At 64.7% G+C, this 21,693-nt stretch carries 14 protein-coding genes; 3 read left to right on the top strand and 11 right to left on the bottom strand.

From position 1 onward, the window contains the following. Positions 1-185: 185 nt before the first annotated feature. The 8 genes from AB8717_RS05265 to AB8717_RS05230 form a co-directional block, all read right to left on the bottom strand. The gene (locus AB8717_RS05265; RefSeq protein ID WP_443749982.1) at positions 186-3,230 is read right to left on the bottom strand and encodes a beta strand repeat-containing protein; all 3,045 of its coding nucleotides are present in this window, start codon (positions 3,228-3,230) and stop codon (positions 186-188) included. Between the two features lie 178 nt (positions 3,231-3,408). After that, positions 3,409-4,656 (bottom strand): DUF2264 domain-containing protein, encoded by a 1,248-nt coding sequence (locus AB8717_RS05260; RefSeq protein WP_443749981.1) that lies wholly within the window; start codon positions 4,654-4,656, stop codon positions 3,409-3,411. A 163-nt stretch (positions 4,657-4,819) separates the two neighbouring features. After that, positions 4,820-7,663 carry a TonB-dependent receptor gene (locus tag AB8717_RS05255; protein WP_443749980.1) on the bottom strand — a complete coding sequence of 948 codons (2,844 nt, stop codon included), beginning with the start codon at positions 7,661-7,663 and terminating at the stop codon, positions 4,820-4,822. Positions 7,664-8,199: 536 nt separating this feature from the next. After that, positions 8,200-8,688 (bottom strand): RrF2 family transcriptional regulator, encoded by a 489-nt coding sequence (locus AB8717_RS05250; protein ID WP_443749979.1) that lies wholly within the window; start codon positions 8,686-8,688, stop codon positions 8,200-8,202. 15 nt (positions 8,689-8,703) lie between these two features. Further along, a complete protein-coding gene (locus tag AB8717_RS05245) occupies positions 8,704-9,183 on the bottom strand; it encodes a carboxymuconolactone decarboxylase family protein (RefSeq protein ID WP_443749978.1) in 480 nt (159 codons plus the stop codon). Between the two features lie 96 nt (positions 9,184-9,279). Then, a complete protein-coding gene (locus AB8717_RS05240) occupies positions 9,280-10,113 on the bottom strand; it encodes a polysaccharide lyase (protein WP_443749977.1) in 834 nt (277 codons plus the stop codon). 23 nt (positions 10,114-10,136) lie between these two features. Further along, complete coding sequence (locus tag AB8717_RS05235; protein WP_443749976.1) at positions 10,137-11,804, bottom strand: GH35 family beta-galactosidase; 1,668 nt, start codon at positions 11,802-11,804, stop codon at positions 10,137-10,139. A gap of 162 nt (positions 11,805-11,966) precedes the next feature. Next, positions 11,967-15,095: a TonB-dependent receptor gene (locus AB8717_RS05230; RefSeq protein WP_443749975.1), complete on the bottom strand. Its 3,129-nt coding sequence runs from the start codon at positions 15,093-15,095 to the stop codon at positions 11,967-11,969. 587 nt (positions 15,096-15,682) lie between these two features. Between AB8717_RS05230 and AB8717_RS05225 the strand changes: the two genes are divergently transcribed. Beyond that, positions 15,683-17,365, top strand: a complete 1,683-nt coding sequence (locus AB8717_RS05225) for a methyl-accepting chemotaxis protein (protein WP_443749974.1) — start codon at positions 15,683-15,685, stop codon at positions 17,363-17,365. A gap of 138 nt (positions 17,366-17,503) precedes the next feature. On the opposite strand, the gene AB8717_RS05220 is transcribed toward AB8717_RS05225, so the two are convergent. Beyond that, entirely contained in the window at positions 17,504-18,013 is a 510-nt protein-coding gene (locus AB8717_RS05220) for a response regulator transcription factor (RefSeq protein ID WP_443749973.1), read from the bottom strand. Beyond that, complete coding sequence (locus AB8717_RS05215) at positions 18,010-18,897, bottom strand: S1C family serine protease (RefSeq protein WP_443749972.1); 888 nt, start codon at positions 18,895-18,897, stop codon at positions 18,010-18,012. The genes AB8717_RS05220 and AB8717_RS05215 overlap by 4 nt, the downstream gene beginning before the upstream one ends. 165 nt (positions 18,898-19,062) lie before the next feature. On the opposite strand from AB8717_RS05215, the gene AB8717_RS05210 reads away from it, so the two are divergent. Beyond that, positions 19,063-19,989, top strand: a complete 927-nt coding sequence (locus tag AB8717_RS05210) for a S1C family serine protease (RefSeq protein ID WP_443749971.1) — start codon at positions 19,063-19,065, stop codon at positions 19,987-19,989. Here AB8717_RS05210 and AB8717_RS05205 read toward each other — a convergent pair whose 3' ends face one another. Beyond that, positions 19,990-20,460, bottom strand: coding sequence for a response regulator (locus AB8717_RS05205; RefSeq protein ID WP_443749970.1), 471 nt, complete (start codon positions 20,458-20,460; stop codon positions 19,990-19,992). Between the two features lie 366 nt (positions 20,461-20,826). On the opposite strand from AB8717_RS05205, the gene AB8717_RS05200 reads away from it, so the two are divergent. Next, on the top strand, positions 20,827-21,594 hold the full coding sequence (locus tag AB8717_RS05200) for a response regulator (protein ID WP_443749969.1): 768 nt from the start codon (positions 20,827-20,829) through the stop codon (positions 21,592-21,594). The last annotated feature ends 99 nt before the right edge of the window (positions 21,595-21,693 follow it).

Genomic DNA, 21,693 nt, shown 5'->3' with positions numbered 1-21,693 from the left:
CTAAGGTTTGTAAAGAAAAAGGTAAACGCGAAGGCGGGCTTCCTTCATCGGAGGGCGTTTCGCGGAACGGCTTCGCCCTTCCCGTAAACGGGGACGGCCGGATCCGGTCCAGGCCTCGCACCACCCCAAAAAAGAAAACCCCCGCCGAAGCGAGGGTTTCCTTTCGATCGATGACCGGTTTCGCGTTACAGCACCGCGATCTGGGCACCGCTCATGGCGTTGAACTGGCTGTCCGTCAGGGCCGACAGCTGGGTCGGCGTCATGTGCGACAGGTGGGTGGTGTCGATGCCCGCGACCGCGGTGGTCGACAGGCCGCCGATCGCCGTCGTGCTGAGCGCCGTGAAGTTGGTGGTCGACAGGGCGTTGGCCAGGGTGCTGGTCAGCGAGCCCGCCTGGGTCGAGGTCAGGCCGTTGAGCTGCGTCGTCGTCAGGTTGCTGAACTGCGTCGTCGTCAGGTTGCCGACCTGAGCGGTCGACAGGCTGTGGACCTGGGTCGCCGTCAGGCCGCCCAGTTGCGTCGTCGACAGGTTGACGACCCCCGTCGTCGACAGGCCGCCCAGCGCCGTCGTGGTCAGCGAGCCGACCTGGGTCGAATTGAGGCCCGAGACCTGCGTCGTCGTCAGGTTGCCCAGCACGGTCGAGGTCAGGCTCGACAGGGTGCGGACGCCCAGGGCGCCGACCTGGGTCGAGGTCAGCGAGTTGAGGTTGGTCGTCGTCAGGCTGGCAAGCTGGCTCGAGGTAATGCCGAGCGCCTGCGTCGTCGACAGGTTGGTCAGTTGCGTCGTCGACAGGGCCGAGAATGCCGCCGTCGAAACCGAGCCGACCTGCGTGGCGTTGAGGCCGCCGAGTTGCGTGGTCGAGATGCCCGTGACCTGGGTCGAGGTGATGACGCCGACATTGGTCGTCGTCAGGCCCCCGAGCTGCGTCGTCGACAGCGAGCCGGCCTGGGTCGAGGTCAGGCTGCCGAGCGCCGTCGCCGTCAGGCTGTTGAGGACGCTGGTCGACAGGCCGCCGACCTGGGTCGTCGTCAGCGCGCTGGCGATCGTCGTCGTCAGGCCCTTGACCGCATCCGAGGTCAGGCCGTTGAGCTGGGTGGTGGCCAGCGAGGTCGCCTGCGTCGTCGTCAGCGAACCGGCCTGGGTGCCGGTCAGGGCGCCGGCCTGCGTCGCGGCAAGGCCCGTCAGCGCCGTCGTCGTGAGCGCGGCCACCGCCGTCGTCGTCAGCACGGCCAGGCGCGTCGCGGCGAGGCCGCCGACCTGGGTCGAGTTGAGCGCGCCGGCGACCACGCCGCTGATCGAGTGGAAGGCCGAGGTCGTCAGGCTGTTGAGCTGGGTGGCCGACAGGGCCGACAGCTGGGTCGAGTTCAGCGAGCCGATTTCGGTCGAAGTCACGCCGTTAAGCTGTGTCGTCGACAGGCTCGAGAACGACGTGCTGGTCAGTTCGGCCAGGTTCGCCGCGCCGAGCGCGCCGATCTGGTCGGCCGACAGCTTGGACAGCTGGGTCGTCGAGATATTGTCGATATCGGTCGTGGTCAGGCCGGCCAGGGCCGTCTTGTTCAGGGCGGCCAGCTTGGTGCCGGTGAGGCCCGCGACCTGCGTCGTCGAGAAACCGTTGACCTGGCTCGAATTGAGCGCGGCCAGCGCATTGGTCGACAGGCCGTTGAGCTGAGTCGTGCTGAGCGCGCTGAGCTGTGTCGTCGTCACCTTCTGCGCCTGCGCCGCCGACAGGCCGCCGAGCGCCGTCGCGGTCAGGGCGCCGAACTGGGTCGAGGTGAAGTTGGTCACCTGCGTCGTCGACAGGGCGGTCACCTGTACCGAGGTGATGCCGCCGATCTGGGTGGTCGACAGCTGGTTGATGTCGGCGGTGTTGAGGTTCTGCGCCTGGGCCGCGGTCAGCGCCGCCACCTGGCCGGAGTTGAGCGCGCCGATCTGGGTCGTCGTCAGGCGGCCGATCTGCGTCGTCGTCAGACCCGACAGCTGGCTGTTGGTCAGGTTCGAAATGTCGGTCGTCGACAGGTCTGTCAGACCGGTCACCGACAGGGCGTTCAACTGCGCCGTCTTCAGCGCGGCGACCTGGGTCGTCGACAGGGCGGAGACCTGGGTGGTGTCGAGGACGCCGAGAATGGTCGTCGACAGGGCCGCCAGGTGCGTGGCGTCGAGGGCGGTGACGTCGGTCGTCGTCAGGCCGGCGACCTGGGTCGACTTCAGCGAACCGATCGCCGTGGTCGTCAGGGCGTTGAGCTGCGTCGACGAGAAGGCCTGGAGCTGGGTCGTGTTGAGCGCGTCCAGCTGGTCGGCGGTCAGCGCGCCCACCAGGGTCGTCGTCAGGTTCGAGATATCGGTCGTCGAGATGCCCGAGATCGCGGTCGCCTTGACCGCCGCCAGTTGCGTCGTCGCCAGGCCGTTGGCCTGGGTCGAGGTCAGGGCGCTGATAGCGGTCGAGTTCAGGCCGCCGTACTGCGTCGTCGACAGCGCGCCGAGGACGGTCGTGCTCAGGCCCGCGACCTGGGTCGTCGTCAGCTGGTTGAGATTGGTGGTCGACACCGCCTTGAGCTGCGTCGCGGTCAGTTCCGGGATGATCGTCGTCGAAACCGCGTTGAACTGCGTCGTCGTCAGCGCGCCCACGGCCGTCGTCGTCAGGGCATTGGCCTGCGCCGTCGTCAGGGCGTTGATATTGGTGGTGCTGAGGCTGGTCACCTGACCGGCGGAGATCGCGCCGAGCTGCGTCGCGACCAGGCCGCTGACCTGGGTGGTGGTCAGCAGGCCGATATCGGTCGTGGTGATCGCCTTCGTCTGGTCGGCGGTGAATTTCGACAGCTGGGTCGATGTCAGGGACTGGAACTGGCTGTTCGACAGGCCGGAGACTTCGGTGGCCGTCAGGCCGCCGAGCTGCGTCGTGTCAAGGCCGGAAACCGCCGTCGTCGACAGCTGCTGCAGCTGCGCCGTCAGCAGCGCCGCCAGCTGCCCGCTGGTGAAGGCGACCTGGCCGGTCGCCAGATAGCCGACCTGAGTGGTGGAGAGCGACTTTACCTGTGTGCCGGTAAAGGCCTTGATCTGCGTCGTCGAGAGCGCGCCGAGCTGCGTCGTCGAGAGGACGTTCACGCCCGAGGTCGACAGCGCCGCGAGCTGCGTCGTCGCCAGCGCGGAAATCTGAGTCGTTGTCAGGCCGGAAATAAAGGTCGAGCTCAGCTTCGAGACCTGAAGGGCCGAAAGGCCTGAAATGGATGTCACCGTGGAAGCCCCTGTCATTAGCGCGCACTGCTTTCGAGCGTACTATCCCCTTGTCGGGTAAAGATATTGTTAAGCATGAATCGTCTGTTAAACGCCGCGGGCCACACGCATAACACGATTCGCCCATGCGATTTCAATTCCGACACCGGGACACGTTTGCGCCCCAAACCTTGCGCCGTCAGTATTCGACGTAATGGTCCCTCGGGAAGGGCGCGTTTGAAAAGGCCTTCTTCGCCGTCCACGGCAGGGCGGGCGACGTCCAGAAGGTGTCGTCCGCGGGCAGGCCGAGGGCCAGGAAGCTCTCCGACACGATATACATGCTGCCCGCGTTGGAATAGACGTCGGCGATCTCGGGCCGGCGCCCGGCAAAGCCGATCGTCAGGTAGCCCCTGGCGTCGAAATTGGACGGATCGGCGAAGACACGGCGCTGGGCCGCCAGGGTCGCGGCGCGCACCTGCCCCTCGGGGAGGGTCGGCGGCAGCGCCTTCCTCCAGGCCAGCAGGCCCAGCGGCTGGAAGGCCGCCGAGCGATAGGTCAGCGAGCGGCCGACCGGCGGCCAGGTGCCTTCCGGCGAGATCATGCGCTCAAGCTGCTCGCCGTAGCGCTGCATGCGCTTCATCGCCAGCTCCAGGTGCTCGGCGGGCTTCAGGCTGTTGAACGTGGCGTTGCACGCCTTCAGCACTTCCAGCACCTCGACCAGCATCGGCCAGATGACGTAGGAATTATAATAGTCGTAGTGCAGGCGCGGCCCGTCGCCCGTCCAGCCGTCGCCGGCGTACCACTCCTCGATCTTGCGGATGGCGAGGTCCACGCGCATCGGGTCCCAATCCTCGCCGACCGACAGCAGGAAGGCCTCGTTCATCGCCGCGAACAGCAGCCAGTTGGTATAGGGCGGCGAAATGCTGCGAAGGCTTTTGATCGTGGCGACGATGCGCGCCTTCGTCGCGGCGTCGAGCGGCGCCCACAGCGCCTTGCGCGCCCGCACCAGCGCCTTGCAGTAGAAGGCGGAATCGACCAGCACCTGCCCCTCTCCTTTCCACAGGAGGCAATCGGGACTGGCGGGATCGACCGAGTGGGCGTAGGCCATCAGCGCCTGGTCGCGGAAGACGGCGCGCTGCCGGCCCTCCGGCGTGTCGTCATCGGGCAGGGCCAGCCAGGGCGACAATCCCGACATCAGACGGCCGAAGCATTCGAGATAGGCGACGCGCACATCGCGCCCGTCCCAGATCGGGCTGAGTTCGGGCGTAAAGGCCTGGTGGAATTGCCCCCTGGCCATGTTGGCCAGCACCGGCGAAGCGATCTTCGCCAGCAGGGCCGTCATGTAGCTCCGGTCGTCGGCTGTCGCGCCGGCAGGCCCGGCTTCGGCGGACACGGCCGTCAACGCCGGCGCCGCCAGCGCCGCCTTCATGAAGTCCCGTCTGATCATGCTGCACCTCCGGCGGCCATCCTATACCGATTCAAAAAAAACGGCGGAATGCGCGGGTTCCGTCGCATTCCGCCGAGGTAACTTCCTGACCAGGGAGCTGGAAGGAAGCGGGAAAAACCTTTTAAAGCCGGGCCGCGATACCTTCGCCGCCCGGCCAGGCGCATTAGAATTTACCCCGAATGCCGACCTTGATGGTGCGGCCGTCGTACTTGGCGTAGTCCATGCGCGTCTTCTGGCCGGTGCCGTACTGGCCCGTCACGTCCTCGAAATAGTCGTAGCCGAGCGTGTTGGACAGGTTCAGGGCATCGACGCGGAACTCCAGCCGGTCGTTGATCTTGTACGAGATGTTGCCGTCGAGATAGCCGCGGCCCGCCCGCCAGCGGATCATGTCGTCGCCGAGGTTGAGCGGCGTGTCGGGATGGATGAACTTGCCTTTATAGTTATAGGAGAAGCGAATGCCGAGCGGCCCCTTCTCGTAATAGGCGGTCAGGCTGTAGGCATATTCGGGCACGGCATTGACCTCGATCACCTGGCCGGCGTTCGATTTCCACGGCGTACCCGTGGGCGTGAACGGGTCGATATGCGTGAAGCTGGCCAGCGCGCCCAGTCCGTCGAACGGCGCGGGCAGGAAGCGGAAGCTCTGCTCGTAGGCCAGTTCGTAGCCCTGCAGTTTCTGCTTGGCGGCGTTGGTATAGGTCTTGAGCGTCATGGCCAGGTTCGGATCGACGTGGCCGGCCGAGTCCTGGAAGATCGCGCCCAGCGCCGTATCCGGCAGGCCCAGCGAACCGAAAGTCACCACCCTGGAGTTGGCGACGGTCGCGTTGGTCAGGTCCTTCTTGAACACCGCCGCCGACAGGAGGCCGCCCTTGTCGAAATACCATTCCAGGCTTGTGTCGAAATTGCTCGACAGTTCGGGCTTAAGGTCGGGATTGCCCGAGGTCGCCGTGTTGTCGAAGGGGTTCGGAATGACCGTCTGGGCGGCGATGATCGACAAGGAGGCGCGGGTAATCGTCTTACCCCACGATGCCCGCCACGTAAGCTTGTCGGTCAGGTCGTAGGCCGCGCTGACCGAGGGCAGCGCATTGTTGTAGCCGCCGGTTTCGTGGTTCGGGCCATAGGTCAGCGCCGCCCCCTGCTGCTTGTAATTGTCGATCAGCGTCTTGGTGTCCGAGAAGCGCACGCCGGCATTGAGACGCAGCGGCCGTGAAAACAGCTGGCCGGTGAAGTCCGACTGGATGAAGGCCGTCGTGATCTGCTCTTCCGCCGTGAAGCTCTGCGCCGGCGTGAAGGTCGCGGCCGTATTGTAGGTCAGCGGATCGAATTCGCTCATGACATAGCTGCGGGAATAGGTCGCCCAGGCGTGCGGCCAGCCGCTGCCCATGTCGAGATTGTCGAGCGGCAGGGTGGTGACCATGGCGTTCTGCAACGCCGTGGCGCCCAGGGCATTGAGGTGGGTCGTGGCGCCCGAGGTGCCGTTGCGCTTGTTGATGCCCTTCGAGGTATCGACGTAGGACAGGCCGGCCTTGAGATGGCCTTCGAAACCGAACGGCGCATGGTAGTCCCAGTCGGCGACGAAACGCGCCTGGCGTTCCTTGTCGACCTCCTTGGCCCAGCCGGTCGAAATGCCGAAGCCGGCATAGTTGGTGCGGTCGGTATAGCTGACCGGCGAGGACAGCGACGGATAGACGTGGTCGCTGCCGTAGTCGAAGGTCGAATCGACGCCGAATATCTGCGCCGACAGGCCGGAATTGTAGGTAAAGGCCACACTGTCGCTGCCGCTCACCTGGCCGGACAGCTTGAAGGTGTCGCTCACGTCCCAGGTGCCGCTGAGCGCCAGGTAGTTGAATTTGGTCTCGTCGTTCGTATAGGTCGTGCCGTCATTATAGGTGGTGTTGGCGAACGTACCCGTCAGCAGGTTCGAATCCGGATCGATATGGACATTGACCGGCACCATGCCGTTGTGGCCGGTCTGCCCGGCCGGAGCGGCTCGGTTCGTCGTCTTGCCGTTGCGCACGAACAGGCCGAAATAGATTTCGTCGCGGCGGTTCTTCAGGTCCGAGGTCAGGGCGTCGAGGCTGATATTGATAGTGTCGTGCTTGTACTGGATCGACGACACGATGCCGTCGCGTGTCCGGTCGTTCTGCGAGCCGTAAAAACGGTAGATGCGCGGCAGCAACGCGTTGTCGATCTGGGCTTTCGTATAGCTGCCGAGATTGGCGCGCGGGTCGTCATAGTCGAGCGTGACCGCAAAATTGCCTTTGACCGGGTTCTGGCTCCCCCGGAAGGAGCTGTTATAGCCGCCCGTCGCCTCGAAGCCCGAGCGCGTGTTGATGCTTTCGGAGTGCGCCGCGCCGATCAGGAAGCCCCAGTCTCCCCAGGTGTTGGAATAGAGGAGAAAAGCGTCCGGGTCGTTATGCTTCGACATCGTATTGTACGAGTCCGACAGGGCGTAACGCAGGGTACGCCGGGGATTGTCGAAGGGACGCGGGCTTTGCAGATCGACCACGCCGCCGATGCCGCCCTCGGTCAGCTCGGCCAGCGGAGTCTTGTAGAAGTCGACGCGGCCGAACAGTTCCGACGGAAAGACGTCGTAGTTGAAGTCGCGCGTCGAGGCGCCGATATTGGCCGAGGACGTGGTATGGACCGGCGCGCCGTTCAGGGTCGTCACCGAAAAGTCCGACGGCAGGCCGCGGATCGAAATACGCTGGCCTTCCGCCGAGGTTTCATCACGCGTCATGATAACGCCCGGGACGCGCTGCAGCGATTCGGCGATGTTTGCTTCGGGGAACTTGCCGATATCCTCGGCAACGATCGAGTCGCGGACGGCAACGGCCTGCTTTTTCAGATTGAGCGACTTTTGAAGGCTGGACCGGAAGCCGGTGACAACGACCTCCCCGGTATTGGCCTGGGACGGTTGCTGAGCCGCCGGCGCGGCCTGAGCCAGCGCCACGGCGGGCGCAGCAAGGCTCATCGCGAGCATCGTCGTCACCAATAAATGCGATTTCATTTGAATTCCTCCCAGGCAAACCCTGTCTGTGCGCTTCATCGCGGGCGATGAGCGCTTTTTTGTTTCGGAAACGCCGGATTTTCGGGGACCATGTGGCCAGATATCTGGCCAATACGCCCGGAACTATGGTAAAGAAGGTCCCGTTATCCACCTTACACGCAGCGCCTTTAACCGCGCCCATCGCTTCCGTAGCACTTATAGGGTCGCTGGTACACATATCGGAACGATATTGTGCGATTATTTCACATTTCTCATATTAAGTGTGATTTATATGCCACCTGCGGCGACCATGATCCCCATAGGTGGTACGAATAGCGATGTGAGGAATAATCGGGCCCGCGAAAAAGAACCATCCGGCGCGGCCGCCGGGTCGTGGCCGCGCCGGATGGTTGCAGACAAGGCCGGCCCTGAGGGGGGAAGAAGTCGAGAGACTTTGGGACGGGCCGGCAAGACGCCTTATGAGCGAATCGGCGGCTAGGAACAATCCTTCCAGGTAGCAACACGGCGTTCGCAAAATTGCACCGTGCACGGAGTACCTACCCCCGCGACATCAGCCATTGCTGATTGCGCTCCAGGACCTCGGGCGACAAGTCCTTCGCCAAGGCGGCGCCGTGGGCCGCCAGCGTAATGGCGCGAAGGCTGTCGCGCCACGCTTCGTCGGCCTGCCACATGATGCGCGCCACCGAACAGGCCTTGGTTTCGTCGTCGGCGCACGGCACGCGGCAGGGATTGTTGAAGCGAATATTGGTGCAGGTGAAGGTCGAGCGCCGCCCCTCCACCGCCTCGACGATATCCAGAAAGGTTATGTCGGTTGCCGGTTTGGCCAGCCGGTAGCCGCCGGTCGGCCCCAGCGTCCCGGACACGATCCCCGCCTGCGACAGGGCCTGCAGCGCCTTCGACAGATATTCCTTGGGCACGCCGTGGAATTCGGCCAGCGTCCGGGTCGACAGGCGGCGATCCTCCGGCAGCCCGGCCAACACGGCACAGCAATGCAGCGCCCATTCGACCTGGTTACGAAGAATCATCCGCGCCCTACTCCATCAATTCAAACCGGCTTTGTCCAACCCATAGACCGAGTCGAGGGCGCCGGGCACGCTGGCAAAGCCGATGCTGGCGCGATTCCAGCCGTTGATCGCCATGATGGCGAAGGTCAGCTCGGCCAGTTCGGTTTCCGAGAACTGTGCACGCGCCGCCTGATAGGCCGCATCCGGCACGGGCTTGCCGTCCAACCGCGTCAGAAGTTCGGTCCATTCGAAGGCCGCGCGTTCGCGCTCCGAAAACAGCGGCGATTCGCGCCACACCGTCACATGATGCAGGCGCAGTTCGCGCTCGCCATGCAGCCGGGCTTCCTTGACGTGCATGTCGACACAGAAGGCGCAGCCGTTGATCTGCGAGGCTCGCAGATCGACCAGATGCAGCAAGGACGCTTCAAGCGACGACGCCTTCACCGCCTGGCTGAAGGCCTGGTACGCCTTGGCCACCGCCGGCGCGGCCTGGAAATAGTTGAGACGCTGGGACATGACGGGCTCCATTTTTTAATTACGGATATTATTTATCCATAAGGATATTTAATATCCGTAATTAGGCTTGTAAAGAGGTGCGATGAAAATTTCACGTTATTGGGAACAGGCGCCGGCCGGGCCCTGCCGGTCGTCGACCGTGATATTGTCGAACAGAAGGAACTGTGCTTCTCCCGGCGCGAAATCCGGAGCCCCCCCGCCGAAGAAGGTCTCGAACTTGAAGGTGTCGATGGCGAAAGCGTCCGTGTCGCGCAGGCGGACATGGTCGTCGCTGAAGGCCATCCGGCCGTCGAACCATGAGCGAATGACGCCGTCCGCCTGCCCGGGCCGGTTCACCTGGACATAGGTTTCAATATGATGCCAGCGCCCGGCCGTCAGCACGGCGTCCTTCCAGTACAGAATGTCGCCGTACGGCCCCGCCTGGCCGGGAGCATAGACATATTGCGCCAGCTGCCCGCCGGCGCGCCAGATGACGCGCGATGACCAGCCGTCACGGCCGGTCGGCCTGTTGCCGCCGCTGTTGCAGGTTCCGCCGCACAGGCCGGACAGCTTTCCCTCCTTGACGAAGTCGAAGCCCACCGGAACGTAGACATCGTAGGCCAGGTAAAGCGCCTGATGCACCGGCAGGCGGACGGGAATGATCACGCCCTTTCCGACCGCGCCGGCCGGGTAGCGGACGCGCAAAGCCTTGCCGCAGGGCGACGAAACGATGTCCGCCCGCCCCTCGTCGATGCCGTCGGCCCAGGGCGGCGAGAAATCGTGCGCAACGGCGGCGCGCCCATAAGGGCCATCGGCATCGCCATCGAAGTCGGCATGAAACAGGTGGTGATGGGCGAAGACGCCCTCCCCTCGCGCCTGAAACCACAAGGCGCCGACAGCGATCGCACCCGCAAGCCCCGTCCCAGCCAGGATTTTCAGCCAGCGGGCCATTGCCCCTCCGTCCAGCCGCGCTTTTATCTATACTTGTATAGCGTCAGTTCCTGGATATCGAAAGGCCCTGCCGGAATGCGCAGATGGCGGCCCTGGTGCGCTTCGTCGCCATTCAGCCAGCGCCCCGGCACCCATTTGCCGTCGACATACCTGCCTTCGACGATGCGCTCGATGCCGACCGCCATGCCCGACGACGCGGCATCCTCGAAGGTCACCACCACGCCCGAACCCGCGACGATGAAGTGGTTATCTGCCGTCTGGATGATGAGACCGCCATTGGCGGCGATATTTTGCTGGTCCTTGGGCGTCCACGGATCGGTGAAGGTGACGGTGAAGCGATAGCCGCCCAGCACGAAGGACTGCAGCGTCTCATCGACCACGCCGTCGTACGATACCTTCGGCCGGAAACCGCGCATGCGGCCGGTGCCCTGCGCGTCGAGGATCTGCGGCGTCAACTGCTTCAGCACGTCGTAAGCCGAGGTCAGGTTGGCGCTGTTGTCCGGCTTCAGGTGGTCGATGGCGAAGGGCGAGAAGCTGATGCCGTCGAGCTGGCCGAAGACGTAGAAGGCGTTGGCGCCCGCTTCCGGCTTGCCGGCATTATTGCACTCGGGCGTGAGGAAGGGATTGTCCGGGCGCTTGAACTTGTCCGCCCAGTCGGTGAAGTTCGGGAAATACATGTCGATGGCCAGGGCGTCGAGGTCCGGCCCGCCGGCCTTCCAGATGTCGAACAGGTGCGGCAGCGGCCCGGCGCTGGGGTATTGGCCAGGCGCCTTGCCGGGGCGATTGAGCGCCGCATTGACGTACATGGGGATGTCGTAGGCGCCCTTCCCGGCCTTCGCCAGTTCGCTGGCGAAGCGTGCATAGTACCAGGCCTGGAAGACTTCCTGCGCTTCGGTCGAGGTGCCGAAGACCTCGCCCCACGTGCCGGCCTCGCGCGCGCCATTGGCCTCCCACAGGGTTCGGACGTACGGATTGAGGCTTTCGTGATGCGCCTTGAGATAGGCGATCAGCTCGGCCGGCACGGGCCCGGCAAAGGCGGCATTGGCCTGCGGGCTGTAGTCGCGCACCACGGGCAGCATGCCGATCTCGTTCTCGACCTGGACCATCAGCACGGTGCGGTCGGCATCGGTCGCCTTCAGGTGCGCCATCATGGCGGTAAAGGCGGCCGCATCGGCCTTCAGCGTGTCGGGATCGAAGGGCGACAGGATATCCTGCGGCTTCCCCTTGTCGTCCTGGGCCTTTGCATAGGTCTGGTAGTCATGCTTGACGTAGGGCGGTGCGTAGGTCGACATCGAGTTCTTCCACGCGCCGAACCATAGCAGCACCAGATGCATGTGGTTGTCGCGCGCCTGCCTGACCATGCCGTCGAGCACGGTGAAGTCGTAATGGCCGGGCTCCGGCTCGACCTGGTCCCATTCGACCGGCGCGAAGACGGTGTTCAGCCCCGCCGCCTTCAGGGTCGGCCAGGTCGTGTTGAGAAAGTCGAGGCTGGACGCGCTCGAATTGGCCAGTTCACCGCCGAAGATGAGATACGGCTTGCCGCCGACATAAAGCTGCTTCGTCGTGCCGTGCTCGACCAGCCGCGGTGCCTCGACCATGGGCGCGGACTTCGGAGCGGCGACGGCGCCATAAGCGGCGATCACTCCCGCCAGGGCAAGCGCGCCGGCCTGAAATGGACGATGGTTCCGCATGGCTGTTTCCTTCCGCGACTCTTTTGTCCGACCGTTATGACGGCCCTCAAAAAAAGAGTGGTACGCCCAGGGAGCGTACCACGTGAAGAGGAAAAAGCCTCAAGGCTGGGAAAGACCGGCGGGCAAACGGGAAAGCAGGTCCCGCCGGCAATCGTGAGATATTTAGAACTTGCCGCGGACGCCCAGCATCCAGGTCGTGCCCGGCTTGTAGTACCAGTTGGGCGCGTTGGTGAACTGGAAGTCCTGACGCAGGGTCGAATTGCCGAGGTTGGTGCCGTCCAGCGTCAGCTCGATATTGCGGCTGAAGCCGAAGGCCTTCTGCAGGTCGACGCTGGCCGAGAAGTCGAGTTGCTCGTACTTCTCGTTGAACAGCACCGCGTTGGTGATGCCGTTCTGGTTGTTGAGCGTGGCCTGCGAGCCGTCGCGATAGGTGTCGGACAGTCGAACCGACCAGCCGCCCTTTTCGTAGAAGCCCGTGAAGTTCCACGTGACCTTCGGCACGCCGAGCGCGATGCCCGGAGCGGCGCCGGTGCCCTTCTGCTTGATGTAGGTATAGTTGGTGCTGTAGCCGAAGCCGTCCAGCGGCGCCCACAGCTTGTCGAGCGGTTGCACCCAGGAGAATTCGAGGCCGTTGATCGTCAGCAGGCCGGACGCGTTGACCGGCTGGCTGAGGACGACGGTCGCCGCGTTCGGGCCGCCGCGCAGGTTGATGGCCGCCTGCTGGGTGGCGTTCAGCGTGTCATAGGTCACGCCGTATTGCGCCAGGTACGAGAACGGATAGGTGATGTTCTGGTTCAGCGTGAAGCCGGTCAGCTTCTTCTGGAAGGTGGTCAGCGCGATATAGCCTTCCTTGCCCGTATAGTATTCCAGGCCGAAGTCGAAGTTCTTCGACAGGTAGGAGGTCAGCGCCGGGTTGCCGAGGCTGCCCTGGGCGGCCGACGGATCGCCGAAGCTGAGGCCCGGCAGCATGCTCGACGGGTTCGGGCGCGTCATGGTCGTCGAAGCGGCCAGGCGGGCGATGAAGTTGTCGGTCAGGCTGTAGGCCGCGTTCAGCGACGGCAGGTAGTCCTTGTAGTGGGCTTCCGTGTAGCTGAACACCGTCAGGTTCGGATACTTGCCGCCGTCGAGCACGGTCGACGTGTTGCGCGGATCCGGGAAGGAGTTCTGGCCGGCGATGATCTGGTCGGTCGTGACGGCGCGGATGCCGAAGTCGTAGCGCAGCGAGCGGCCGAAGACGTCGCGGTTGCCGGCGAACTGGATGTAGGCGCCCTGGACCTTTTCACGCAGGAAGGAGCGCGGCGAGCTGATGTTCGAGCTGCCGGCCACCGGCGCGCTTCCCAGATACTTGTAGTACTGCGAATCGGCGGCGAACTTGTCCCAGTTGATGTCGATATAGCCGTAGGGCCCAGGCGTCAGGTAGTTGGCCAGGCTGGACTGCGGGATCAGCGAACCGCCCCAGGTCACAGGCGCGCCACCCGCCGTATAGTTGGTGCCGTAACCCGGGTAAGCCGGATAGCCGGCGGCCTGCGCCGCGGCGGTATTGGTGATGACAGCGCCCTTACAGGCGGGCTGGCCGTTCGGCCCCGGCAGCTGGACGCTGGGATTGTTGCCGCAGACGGCGTTTTGCCAGAACTGCGAGTTGTCGTACGGCGTGATCTTGCGCGAGGTGTCGTCGTAGGCGAAGCCCGCCTCGATGCTGAATGCCGAATCGCCCCACTTGATGCTGGTGTGCAGGCCGCGGGTCTGGGTCTGGCGCTCTTCCGACTGGATGTTGACGCGGCCGCCGTCCCACTGGAAGTTGGCCGGGTTGTTCAGGTCGACGTTCGACGTGAACATCGGCATGCCGTTCGTATTGGTATAGGTCGCCGTCAGGCCCGAGTTCGGCGCCGTGATGACCAGCACCGTCGGCGAGTCGCGGCGGAAATGGCTGATCGTGTAGTTGGCGTCGAGGTTCCAGGTCAGGTCGTCACGCAGCTTCCAGGTGAAGCCCGGGTTCAGCGAGGTGAACTTGGTCTTTTCGATGAACGGACGGTATTCCAGGAAGAACTGGGCGTTGGCGTAGGTCGCCTGCGTCACCGTACAGCCGTTCGAGCAATCGGTCTTGTCGACCTTCATGTTCAGCGGGATGGCCGAGCCGTTGCGGCCGACGAAGTCGATGTCGGTGCGCTTCTGGTTGTTTTCCTTGACCGCCGACATGGTGTCGAGCCAGGCGTGGAACGTGTCGGACGGGCGCCATTCGAAGCTCAGCACGGCGCTGGTGCGGTCGCGGTCGCCGTAATAGTGCATCGGACGGCCGAGGCGCGGAATGATGCCGTTGTCGATCTGGTCGATCGTCAGGCCCGGATTGTGGGCCAGCAGGAACGCCTGGTCGATGGTCGCGCCCGTGGTCAGGCCGTTGCCGGCATTGGCCGGGACGGTGCCGGGGATGGTCCAGTTGCCGCCGCCGGTGCCGTTGCGCGCCGCCGAGGTGCTTTGCGTGGCCGACAGGTTCGGGTTGGTCCAGCCGACGGTTTCATAGCCGTCGACATTGATGTAGCTCTTCTGCTTGGCCACGCCGACCAGGACGCCGAAATTGCCCCACTTCTTGGAGAACATCAGCGAGCCCTTGTAGCCCGTATTGTCGGCCAGGCTGTTCTTCATGCCCTGGAACGAATACTGGAGGCGGTCGCCCTTGGTGTCGAACGGGCGCGCCTGGCGCATGTTGACCGTGCCGGCCGCGCCGCCTTCGAGCATGTTGGCCGAGGCCGTCTTGGTCACCGTCAGCTGAGTGAACAGTTCGGGCGGGAACAGGTCGAGGTCGACTTCGCGGTTGGTGTCGCTGGTGTTGACGTCACCGGTCGAGGCGACGGCCACGGCCGCGCCGTTCAGCAGGACGCGCGTGAAGCTGGAACCCAGGCCCCGGATGGCGATGGTCGTGCCTTCGCCGTCGATTTCACGGGCGATGGTGATACCCGGAATGCGGTTGAACGATTCCGCCAGGTTGGTGTCGGGGAACTTGCCCATGTCTTCGGCGTAGATCGAATCTTCGAAGCGCACGGCGCGCTTCTTGGCGACCGTCGAGTTCTGAAGGCTGCCGCGGTAGCCGGTGACGACGACGACCTGGCTGTCCGCCGGAGCCGTTGCCGGCGCCTGGGCGGCAGCGGGCTTCGCGGCCTGATCCGCGGGCGTGGCCGCCGTCTGGGTCGCCTGCGCGTCCTCGGCGCGGGCAACGCCGGCCACGGCCGCCGTCAGCGCGGTGGCGCACATCAGCGCGATGCGCAGAGTCCGGCCGCTATGAGAAAAATTGGACATCAGTCCCTCCTGTGTTTCCTGTCCCGAAGCAGCATGACGCCATGGGCGCCCCGGCGGTTTATCCGCCGCGTAATCCTGTTACCGCTCACAACGACTATGCGAGGGTCCGGAAAGGAGATCAAGGTGGTCTGACCTAAATTCGCAAATCGTGACCGAATAGACACATTAAGGCCAAACCTTAATTCTTTCAAAGAAATCAACGCAACGGCCTTGATTTTCAGGCATTAATAATATGATTGCGCGATTTTTATTGGATTTTTATTGCAGAGCAGCACGGACAAATCCCCGCGCGCATTGGTCAGATATTTCAAAATCATCTATCGAAATGTGGCCAAAACCCCAAATGCGATTCTCCGGGCGGAAGGCGACCACCTGACCTAAGGCATATTAAGGTCTGACCAAAAATCCACCCCCGGCCCGTTTCCGGCCCCTTTTTTCCGATGCGTCTGACCTTTCAGAACCGGTCTTTCCGGCCCGGCGGATGCAACCGTTTCTTAATCGTCTTCCCGCAGGCTCGGAAAAAATGACAAGATTCCGCACAGGGTCGCCGTACTTATGACACCGGTATCCGGGCGGGGGAGGATTTCGTGAAGCTCACGATCAAGACATGGCTTATCGGCCTGCTGTCTTCACTGGTCTGCTGCATCGGCGTGATCGGCCTGATCACGACCGGCAATCTGAAAGCCGCGCACGACGACCTGGAACTGGTCGGCGGCCGCCAGCTGCCCGTCGTCCGCGCCATCGGCGACATCAAGTACGCCCTCACCCGCTATCGCCTGCGCGTCGTGCGCACAGCCGAGACGGTCGATCCGCAGGGCGTGGCCAAGAACCGCCACGACCTGGGCCTGGCGCAGAAGGATATCGACGCCTCAATCACCGAATACCACAGGCTGGTTGCAGGCGACGACGAACAGGCCGCGCTGGCCGAAACCTTCGACAAGCAGTGGCGCACCGCCAACGAATGGCATGAAAAAGTGCTGGATCTGGGTGCGTCCGGCCATCCCGCCGAGGCCGTCGACCTGTTCGGTGCCGAATCGAAGACGACCTTCGACGCCACGATCAAGACGCTCAACGACGCCGAACTCAAGGCCAACGGCATCGCTGACACCGCCGTCGCCAAGAACCTCAAGACCTACCGCGCCGCGCAGATGCTGTCGTGGACAGCGATCCTGGCGGGTCTGGCCCTGGGCGTGCTGGGCTTCATCCTGCTGCTGCGCCAGGTGACCGGCCCGATCCACCGCATCATCGCCGTCATGAAGGCCCTGGCCGCCGGCGACCTGTCGGCTGAAATCCCCTTCACCAGCAACAGCAACGAGCTGGGCGACATGGCGCGCACCCTGACCGTCTTCCGCGATAGCTTGCGCGAAGCCGAAGCGCTGCGCGGCGACCAGGCGTGCCAGGCCGAACAGGCGGCGAAACGCCGTACCGACGAGCGCATCGCCATGGCCGACCAGTTCCACCGCACGGTCGGCGCCCTGGCCCACGCCTTCGTCACCTCGTCGCAGGACCTCGAAATCACCGCGCGCACCTTGTCGGGCACGGCCGGCGCCACCAGCGAGAAGGTGGGCGCCGTCACCCAGGCCGCCGCGGATGCGTCCGAAAACGTCACCACGGTCGCCGCCGGCACGGATGAGCTGACCGCGTCGATCCGCGAGATCAACACCCAGGTCACGCGCGCCTCCGGCATGGCCGGCGACGCCGCCGAGGAAGCCTTCAACACCGACCGGAATATCCGTGAGCTGTCGAGCGCCGCCCAGAAGATCGGCGACGTCGTGGCGCTGATCCAGGCCATCGCTTCCCAGACCAACCTGCTGGCGCTCAACGCCACGATCGAGGCGGCGCGGGCGGGCGACGCCGGCAAGGGCTTCGCCGTCGTGGCGTCCGAGGTCAAGTCGCTGGCCCAGCAAACGGCGAAAGCGACGGACGAGATCAGCGTCCGCATCACCGAGATCCAGCACGCCACCGACGTGGCCGTCGCCTCGATCTCCAGCATCGTCGCCCGCATCGAGACCATCCGCGAGGTCACCACCGCCATTGCCGGCGCCGTCGAGGAACAGGGCGCGGCCACCAGCGAGATCGCGGACAATACGCGCCGCGCCGCGCAGGGCACCCAGGACGTCAGCGGCACCATCGCCGATGTCGGACAGGCCGTCGAGGAAACCGGCCAGGCGTCCGGCCAGTTGCTCGACCTGTCGGCCAGCCTGTCGCGCCAGTCCGACCGCCTGAAGTCCGAAGTCGACGCCTTCGTCGACCAGTTGCGGGTGGGCTAAACTTTTTTCAGCTCAGGCGCCGCATGGCTCGCCGCACACGAAGCGTTGCCCTAACGCTTCGCTCCTTGAGGACAAGCCGGCGGCGGCCCAAAAACGAAAAAAGTCGCCCTTGCCAAAGGCTATACATCGCCTTTGGAATTAGAGCTGCTTAAAGCGCAAGCCCTTGACCACCGCCTCCGCGCGCGAATGGGCGTCGAGCTTGCGGAACAGGGCCTCGACGTGGAACTTGACCGTGTGCAGCGATATGCCGAGCTGCCGGGCGATGACCTTGTTGGAGCCGCCTTCCCCCATGGCCCGCAGGACGTCGAGTTCGCGCGGCGTCAAAAGGTCGCCGGACACCGGCTCCTCCAGCGGCGCGAAACCATCATCGGTCCGCGGCATGCGCACGATCAGCCCGGCCGCCACGGCGCGCACCGCGGCCGCGATCTGTTCCGGCGAGGCGTCGGCGGCCAGGTGTCCGGCGAAGCGATCTCCGCCGCCGAGGCTGACCACAGGGCGCTCGCCCGGCCAGCCGCTCGGCCCGGCCAGCACGACATCCGCCAGGTCGGGATGCGGCACGACCACGACGTCCTCAAGCCGCAAGTCGAGGCCCGGCGCGACGAAGACCGACGGCAGGCCGGCCATTGAATAGTGCAGGACTGCGGTCATTGGCCCGGATGCTCCCCTATGGTTATGTTTAGCGCCTGAAGCGCGCCTCCGCGCAGGACGCTGACGGCGACGGCCTTGCCGATGCTGTCGGCGTCGAGTTCCGCCACGAGGGCGCCCATGTGTCCGACGGCCCGGCCGTCGACCGCGACCACGATGTCACCCGGCAGCAGCCCGGCAGCCTCGGCCGGTCCGCCCGCCGCTGTCGACATGATCATGAAGCCCCGCCCCGTCTGCGATTCACCGGCTTCGGGCACGGCGACCGGCTGCAGGGCCGCGCCCAGCCAGCCGCGCCGCACGCCCTTGCCGTCCGAAAGGCCGGCCACGACGCGCTCGACCGTGGCGTGCGGAATGACCAGGACCTGGCCATTCGGCCCGAAGGTCGTCATGCCGGCAACGCCGCCCTTGCCGTCGAGCGCCGGACCGCCCTCCTCGTGCGCCGCCATGCCGAGATCGAGCTTGATATAGGCGTCGATCTTGCCGCCGCGCTGGCTGCGCCAGGCAGGCCCGACGCTGTTGACGACACCCAGGCAGGCCGTGGCGCCGGCATCGCGGCGCGCGCCGAGCGCCAGGGCCAGCCCGCCGGTGCGCAAGGTTCCGGCCGGCGGCGTTTCCAGGCCCGTACCGGCGTCCAGCCGCAGCAGCGCTATATTGCTGGCATTGTCGCGGCCGACGACTGCCGCTTCTGCGTCGCCGTCCTTGAGGCGGACAGGAAAGGTGTCGCGCTGCGGCAGGGCCTGTTCGGACGCGACGATCAGGTCATCCTTCCACACGGTCGCCGTCAGATGGCGGCCATGGCGCAGGCCTATGGCGGCGACGCGCGGGGCCATGGCCGCGACTTCGTCGGCGAGGCTGTCGGACAGCTGGGTAAACAGGGACGGGTTCATAACGGGCACTCCAATCAGATGGGAACGAATGTGCCATTGTCAGCCCTGCCCCGGTATCAGCCGGATGGCCGGGGAGCGTCGTACGTGATTTATCGCCGAGCTTTTGGCACGTCCCAGCCGAACGGCCGGGTTGTTGGCCTGCTCAGCGCCCCTCACCTCATTGCCATGACACACGAACCCGAAGACGACCTGCCGCTCGATCCCTATTCAGAAGCCGTTTCGCGCGCCTTCGACCGCGTCGGCCCCGCCGTCGCCAAGGTCACGGCGCTCGATGCCAGCGGCCGGCCGAAAGGCCACGGCTCGGCTGTGCTGTTCACGCCCGACGGCTACCTGATGACCAACAGCCATGTCGTCGCGGGCGCCAGATCGCTGACCGTATCCCTGACCGACGGCCGCGACCTCGAGGCCTCGAAGGTGGGCGACGATCCGGAAACCGACCTGGCCGTGCTTCGCGTCAGCGCCGGCCATCTTATCCATGCCGAGCTTGGGAAATCCTCGAACCTGCGCGTCGGACAGCTGGCGATCGCCGTCGGCAACCCGCTGGGTTACCAGGCCACCGTCACGGCGGGCATCGTCAGCGCGCTGGGGCGGACATTGCGGTCGCAGTCCGGCCGCCTGATCGACAGCGTCATCCAGACCGACGCCCCGCTCAATCCCGGCAATTCCGGCGGCCCGCTGGTCGACGGCCACGGCCGCGTCATCGGCATCAATACCGCCATGGCCGGCGGGGCGCAGGGCATCTGCTTCGCCATCGGCATCGACACGGCCTTCGACGTCGCCATGAGGCTGATGCGCGACGGCCGTGTGCGGCGCTCACGGCTCGGCGTCGCCGCCCAGACCGTCATGCTGGACCGCCGCGTCCAGCGCGCCAGCGGCCACCCGCACCTCAGCGCCGTCATGATCAGCGAAGCCCCGCCGGCATCGGCGCTTAAACCCGGCGACATCGTGCTGAGCTGGGACGACGTGGCTTTGTCGGGCGTCGACAGCCTGCACCGCGTCCTGACCGAGGACGCGGCGGCGCACGACGCGCGCCTGTCGCTGATCCGTCGCGGGCGCCTGACCGATGCGCACGTGCGGCCCGGCCTGGACTGACTACCGGACCAGGGCGACGGTGCGCGCCTCGCCGGGCACGGCCTCGGACACTCTGCGCTCGTCGCCGGTATAGGTGTTGTCGCGGCGCCGACGCCGGTCCGGGCCGACATAGCCCGCGCTCTGGATAAAGGGGCGCGGATTGTCGACGACCGACGCCAGCTTGCGGAACAGCTCGCGCGGCGCGACCGGCTTGGCGCAGACCTCGGTCACGCCCGAATCGCGCGCCCGCTCGACCCGCGACCGGGACGTGAACGAGGTCATCAGGATTACCGGCGTATATCGGTTCTGGCAGTTGGTCCGCCTGAGCGTGAAGATCAGCTCGGCTCCGTCCATGTCCGGCAGCAGGTATTCCGTGAAAATGACATCGAACGGCTTGGTGCGCAGTTCGTGCAGCGCCTCGGCGCTGGTTTCCCGTGTGGTGATCATCCGTGCGCCATAGCCGCGCAGGATGGTTTCGACGATTTGACGCATATACGGATTCCGCTCGATGAGCAGAAACCGGCAGTCAATAAGTCCAACCAAAATGGCCTCCCGAAGACTTATCGAACGGGGCGTGTAGCCTGCCCCTTCGGGAGGATGACAGCGCTATCCTTAATTACACATTAAAGTTGTGCCTTCGCGCAAATAATACCGGAAAATCGCTCGCGAAGCTTGCATTTGTATGAGGATTGCCTCGCCCCCCCGGCCCGCAAACACTTGAAGCCCATGAAGAAATTCGCCGGGCCCGGCCGGTTTCCGTCATGCCGGTCGCATTTCGGCAACCGTCCCTTAACACCGTCACCCTAGAGTTAAGGATAAAGGGCCACGCCGGGGTAGGCCCTGACCGGGAGAGTTGTAATGGCCGAAGGCCTTGCATTGATTATCGAGGACAGCCAGACACAGGCCAACATCATCGGCCGCATGCTGGCGGACGAGGACTGGGTCTTCGTCCTGGCCAAGACCCTGGACGAAGCCCTTCAGGTCATCGTGCACAAGCGTCCGCCCCTGATCTTTTGCGACGTCTTTCTCGGTGAAGAAAACACCCTGCCGCAGCTGTCGCAGATCCGCGACCTGGCGCTGGACGCCACCATCGCGGTCATGACCGCCGGCAGTCGCAAGGAATCGATCGACGAAACGCTGGACATGGCGCGCAAGGCCAATGCCGACTACGTGCTGCGCAAGCCCTTCGCCCGTAAGCAGATCCGCGCCATCGTGCAGTCGGCCGAACAGGACATGTCCGAAGGCAAGCGCCGCCGCCACGCCCTGGTCATCGACGACAGCCAGACCGTGGTGACGCTGACCGCCCAGATCCTGAGCGACCACGGTTTCCGCGTCTCGACCGCCAATTCGATGGAAGAGGCACTGGAAAATACCGATATCGGCCACGTCGACCTGGTCGTCTCCGACATCTTCATGCCGGGCATGGGCGGGCTGGAAGGCATCAAGGTCATCAAGACCGCCTGGCCCCGCGTCAAGGTCGTGGCCATGTCGGCCGGACTCGAAACGCGAATCACGCCGGAACGCGCCACCAATGCCGCCCTACGCCACGGCGCCGACGCCGAGCTGAAGAAGCCGTTCAAACCGATCGACCTGATCAACCTGACGGTCGAACTGATGGCCGCCTGACGCGAAATTCGCGTCCGGACACGCGGTAGATTCGCGTAACCGTTGTCAAATCGGCCGTCTTTCACTATGCCTTGAAGTCAAAGCCTTGCTTGTCTTGGG

It is taken from the genome of Asticcacaulis solisilvae, assembly GCF_052327315.1.
In the GTDB taxonomy this organism is placed as follows: Bacteria; Pseudomonadota; Alphaproteobacteria; order Caulobacterales; family Caulobacteraceae; genus Asticcacaulis; species Asticcacaulis solisilvae_B.
This window is presented reverse-complemented; position numbering and strand designations above follow the sequence as displayed.